This is a genomic window from Methylobacterium sp. E-005 (assembly GCF_022829725.1).
Lineage (GTDB): Bacteria > Pseudomonadota > Alphaproteobacteria > Rhizobiales > Beijerinckiaceae > Methylobacterium.
Window position 1 is genome coordinate 1 of sequence record NZ_JAKSYG010000016.1, and the last position, 2281, is coordinate 2281.

7 protein-coding genes are annotated in these 2281 nt (G+C 62.9%); all 7 read right to left on the reverse strand.

Going from position 1 to position 2281, the window contains the following annotated elements:
• Window positions 1–5: 5 nt before the first annotated feature.
• A complete protein-coding gene (locus MKK88_RS00300; protein WP_243996578.1) occupies window positions 6–323 on the reverse strand; it encodes a hypothetical protein in 318 nt (105 codons plus the stop codon).
• Between the two features lie 11 nt (window positions 324–334).
• Window positions 335–613 (reverse strand): hypothetical protein, encoded by a 279-nt coding sequence (locus MKK88_RS00305; RefSeq protein WP_243996579.1) that lies wholly within the window; start codon window positions 611–613, stop codon window positions 335–337.
• Complete coding sequence (locus MKK88_RS00310; protein ID WP_243996581.1) at window positions 610–936, reverse strand: hypothetical protein; 327 nt, start codon at window positions 934–936, stop codon at window positions 610–612. The genes MKK88_RS00305 and MKK88_RS00310 overlap by 4 nt, the downstream gene beginning before the upstream one ends.
• Entirely contained in the window at window positions 936–1277 is a 342-nt protein-coding gene (locus MKK88_RS00315) for a hypothetical protein (RefSeq protein WP_243996583.1), read from the reverse strand. The genes MKK88_RS00310 and MKK88_RS00315 overlap by 1 nt, the downstream gene beginning before the upstream one ends.
• 96 nt (window positions 1278–1373) lie before the next feature.
• Complete coding sequence (locus MKK88_RS00320) at window positions 1374–1739, reverse strand: HNH endonuclease (RefSeq protein WP_243996585.1); 366 nt, start codon at window positions 1737–1739, stop codon at window positions 1374–1376.
• Window positions 1726–2022, reverse strand: a complete 297-nt coding sequence (locus tag MKK88_RS00325) for a hypothetical protein (RefSeq protein ID WP_243996586.1) — start codon at window positions 2020–2022, stop codon at window positions 1726–1728. Before MKK88_RS00325 ends, MKK88_RS00320 begins: the two co-directional genes overlap by 14 nt.
• The gene (locus tag MKK88_RS00330) at window positions 2022–2225 is read right to left on the reverse strand and encodes a hypothetical protein (protein WP_243996588.1); all 204 of its coding nucleotides are present in this window, start codon (window positions 2223–2225) and stop codon (window positions 2022–2024) included. The genes MKK88_RS00325 and MKK88_RS00330 overlap by 1 nt, the downstream gene beginning before the upstream one ends.
• Between the last annotated feature and the right edge of the window lie 56 nt (window positions 2226–2281).

The following is a 2281-nucleotide window of genomic DNA, read 5'->3' on the forward strand; positions in this document are numbered from 1 at the left end:
GGCGGTCATTGCATCCGTCCTCCCGTCAGTCGCACGGCGCGCGCGCCGTCAGCGGCATCCTTCAAAATCTCGGCGGCCCGAGCAGCGCTAAGCGCCAGCCACATCGGCACGTGCTTGCGCTTGACCGACAGCACGGCGAGCGGGAACGGGGTCGCCTTATCGCGGATGCTGTCTGCCGAGACTTCATAGGTGCCAGCTTCCAGATCAGGACCTGGGACAGGCGCGCGATCCGAGAACAGAAAGATCAGTTTCCGTGCTGCCGGCACAGCGATGCGGGCAGTCTGACCATCGCGCTCAAAAACGAACGTATCGGCGAACTCCATGCGAGGCGTTGTCATGCGGCTCGCGCCTCCGCACGCTGCTCAATGCCGAGGTAGGCGACGATCTGGTCCAAGCTCTCGAATGCCTTGAACCAAGGCTCCATCGGGCTTGGCAGGCCGGAGCATGCGAGATCGGGGAATGCCTCTGGATCAGGGGCGAGGGTCCAAGGCTCGGCAGGGGCAGGGGGGAATGCCGTTGCCGAACGGGCCGGGAAGATCAGGCCGACGCGGCGATCCTGATGGAACACAGCGTAGAGGTCGTTCCAGATAGGCTCTATGCGGTACTGGCTCATGACCGGCCCTCGGCAGCCAAGATGAGATCGCGCAGTGCGCTAGCCTCTACGTCGCAAGCGTCGGCACGCCGAAGCGCGCACATGTCGTTGTCGTCCATGGCTGCAACGACGCAGCGCAGCGCGGACAGCATGTCGGGTGCGGCGGCAATCAGCCGAGCATTAGCCACGCACTCATCTTCGCTAGGAGCATGCCGCCCCTGCTTGCGAATACGAGGGGCTGAATTGTCCCAAGCTGACGCGATCTCGATTGTCGCTCGCTCAGCTTGCACGTCACCCTCAAATTCAGGATCGACAGCCCACGGGCCAGGGGTATGCTGAACCATCACACCCTCGCCGGAGAAACGACTGCGGGAAGGGCGGCATCAGCAGACCGGCGGCCGAAGGGCTTGGCGACGGGGAGGGGGCGTACCGGCAGAACCTCGGCCTCAACTTCATCCAGCGTGCGCAGGAAGGCCTCTGCGGTGTTTCTAGCCGCTGCCAGCGTCATCCTGACGACGGCCAGCGTGTAGCTCGGATCCTCGGCCCGACGAGCCTCCAGCATTCGGCGCACGTTGCCGGACTGCATGTGCAGGCTGTCTTGCTCGCGATGAAGACGGGCGAGCGTGAGGCTCGGCGCTTGGTTGAGCGGCGTCGGGGCGTCATCGGTGGGGCTGACGAGAAACATGGCTAAAGGCTTCCCATGAGTGAAAGAAGTATCCGCAGACCGATCGCTGCGCAGATCAGGCCGGGCGCGAGGTAGAGGGCCACAGAGCCTCTAGGCTCAGCGGTTGAATGGCGGGTTGCAGATCTTGGTCAGCGGACGACTGGCGTTCCGCTGGGGAGGGGCCTTCGCGAAGCCAGCGCCTTGAAGCTTCCGGCAATGCGGATCCTTGATGCCAAGATGCTTGTCGGACCGCCGCTTGGCACGAGCGATGTCGGCAACGTCGATGTCTGTTTTCGCCCTGTGACACGGCGTGCAGAGAACCTGACAGTTCTCCAGCGTCGGCTCGCCAGTCAGGCCATCGGGAATGCGGTGGTCGTAGGCGAAACGACCGACACTGAGCTTGGCGCCGCAGCCTTCGCACTTGCCGTTGGCGCGGACGAAAGCGTCGCGCTGGACCGCCTTGCTAAATTCACGGCGAGCCATGACGACTCTCCGCAGCATCAAGTATGCAGCGAACTCGGTCTGCGGCGGCCCGGTAGATGCTAGCCATACCGTTGTAACGAGCGCCCGCCAGAAGATTTGCGGCTTCCGTCAGCTCGGTGTGAACCTGCTGCAACTCTGCCAGCATAGCCGGCGCGGCAGCCAAGATTGGCCCGGCTCCGACTGCCTTCCCACGAGCCTTCACCAAGGCGATGACGCCATGGTCATCTACGATGCGCTGGCCGAAGCCCTGAGCTTCGCTGCCGTGTTCGAGGCGGAAGGCCATCAGATTGCCCCCGTCAGTTTTGCAATTAGGGCGCAAACGCCGAAACCAAAACCACAGAAGGCGAAGCTGAGCCAGAATGCGATGCCATTGCTATCGTCATCACGAAACTTGCCGAAGAATGCTCCGGTGAACATACTGATGCCGGTGACGAACATCGCGACTGCGAGACTATAGCCTAGGACACTAACGAGAGCGGTGCCCATCACGCCGCCTCCCCGATCTCAGCGAGAAGCGCAGCCTCATCAGCCCGCATCTCAGC

Bases quoted from the DNA above. Each gene is read 5' to 3' on its own strand.
- MKK88_RS00300 (WP_243996578.1), bottom strand. From the start codon at position 323: ATGGAGTTCGCCGATACGTTCGTTTTTGAGCGCGATGGTCAGACTGCC.
- MKK88_RS00315 (WP_243996583.1), bottom strand. From the start codon at position 1,277: ATGTTTCTCGTCAGCCCCACCGATGACGCCCCGACGCCGCTCAACCAA.
- MKK88_RS00330 (WP_243996588.1), bottom strand. From the start codon at position 2,225: ATGGGCACCGCTCTCGTTAGTGTCCTAGGCTATAGTCTCGCAGTCGCG.
- MKK88_RS00310 (WP_243996581.1), bottom strand. From the start codon at position 936: ATGGTTCAGCATACCCCTGGCCCGTGGGCTGTCGATCCTGAATTTGAG.
- MKK88_RS00325 (WP_243996586.1), bottom strand. From the start codon at position 2,022: ATGGCCTTCCGCCTCGAACACGGCAGCGAAGCTCAGGGCTTCGGCCAG.
- MKK88_RS00320 (WP_243996585.1), bottom strand. From the start codon at position 1,739: ATGGCTCGCCGTGAATTTAGCAAGGCGGTCCAGCGCGACGCTTTCGTC.
- MKK88_RS00305 (WP_243996579.1), bottom strand. From the start codon at position 613: ATGAGCCAGTACCGCATAGAGCCTATCTGGAACGACCTCTACGCTGTG.